Raw genomic sequence first — 1,432 nt, 5'->3', positions numbered from 1 at the left:
GGTCACGTCCCTGAACGTGGTGTAGGAGCTGTGGGGAGCCGGCCCGCCGAAGCGCCCTCGGAGCTGGCTTCGGCGGGCCGGTTGTCCACAGCGGGGCGGCCATCGTGGTTCTTCGGTAGAGTCTGGTCACCACAACACAACCTCGACCGAAGGTGACCACGATGACCGACGAGATGATGGCGCTTCGTGCGCTGCTGGAGAAGAGCCCTGATGCCGACGTGCTGCGCGAGATGATCGGCTTCGCAGCCGAGCGGCTGATGGAACTGGAGGTGCAGGGCCTGACCGGCGCCGCCCACGGCGAACGCTCCGCCGACCGGCTGGTCCAGCGCAACGGCTACCGGGAGCGCGACTGGGAAACCCGCGCAGGCACCGTTGAGCTGCGCATCCCCAAGCTGCGCAAGGGCAGCTACTTCCCCGGCTTTCTGGAACCGCGCCGGATGGCCGAGAAGGCGCTGACCGCCGTGATCCAAGAAGCCTACGTCCACGGCATCTCGACGCGCTCGGTGGATGATCTGGTCAAGGCGCTCGGCATGTCCGGCATCTCCAAGAGCCAGGTCAGCCGGCTGTGCGAAGAGATCGACGAGCGGGTGAAGACCTTCCTGGAGCGTCCCATCGAGGGCGATTGGCCCTACCTGTGGATCGACGCCACCTACGTGAAGGTCCGACAGAACGGACGCATCGTCTCGGTCGCCGTGACCATCGCGGTGGCGGTCAACACCGACGGCCGGCGCGAGGTGCTGGGCATGGACATCGGCGCCTCGGAAGCCGAGACCTTCTGGGTCGAGTTCCTGCGCAAGCTCAAGCGTCGCGGGCTGGCCGGGGTGAAGCTGGTCATCTCCGACGCCCACGAGGGCATCAAGGCGGCAGTGTCCAAGGTGTTCCGCGCGACGTGGCAGCGCTGTCGGGTGCACTTCATGCGCAACGCCCTGGCGCATGCCGGGCGGAGCGGCCGGCGCGTGGTGTCGGCCTTCATCGCCACCGCGTTCGCCCAGGATGACGCCGGCGCCGCCAAGGCGCAGTGGCGCCAAGTGGCCGATCAGGTCCGTCCCAAGCTGCCGAAGCTGGCCGCCCTGCTCGACGAGGCCGAGGAAGATGTGCTGGCTTTCATGACCTTTCCCAAGGAGCACCGCGCCAAGATCCACAGCACGAACCCGCTGGAACGGCTGAACGGCGAGATCAAGCGGCGCACCGAGGTGGTCGGCATCTTCCCCAACGAAGCGGCGATCACTCGGCTGATCGGCGCCATCCTGCTCGAACAGAACGATGAATGGGCGGTCCAGCGGGCGCGCTACATGACCCTGGAAACCATCGCTCCGCTGCGCGATGATCTCGCCCTCACGTTGCCCGCTGCGGCCGCGTGACCGTCCCGGCCAGACCTGCCGGAGACCACATGAGCGCTCCGGCTCCTACACCACGCCCGGGGACACGATCC

General features: G+C 67.5%; 1 protein-coding gene. It reads left to right on the top strand.

What is annotated here, in order from left to right; all coding sequences use genetic code 11:
* Positions 1 to 161: 161 nt before the first annotated feature.
* Positions 162 to 1,361, top strand: a complete 1,200-nt coding sequence (locus tag JHL17_RS25220; protein ID WP_200197442.1) for an IS256 family transposase — start codon at positions 162 to 164, stop codon at positions 1,359 to 1,361.
* The last annotated feature ends 71 nt before the right edge of the window (positions 1,362 to 1,432 follow it).

This window comes from Azospirillum endophyticum (genome assembly GCF_016595245.1).
GTDB classification, from domain to species: domain Bacteria; phylum Pseudomonadota; class Alphaproteobacteria; order Azospirillales; family Azospirillaceae; genus Azospirillum; species Azospirillum endophyticum.
Note: the sequence above shows the minus strand (reverse complement) of the source record. Positions and strands in the feature narration are given on the sequence as shown.

What these genes read in the sequence shown, in the direction of transcription:
- JHL17_RS25220 (WP_200197442.1), top strand. Translation starts at nt 162, where the DNA reads ATGACCGACGAGATGATGGCGCTTCGTGCGCTGCTGGAGAAGAGCCCT.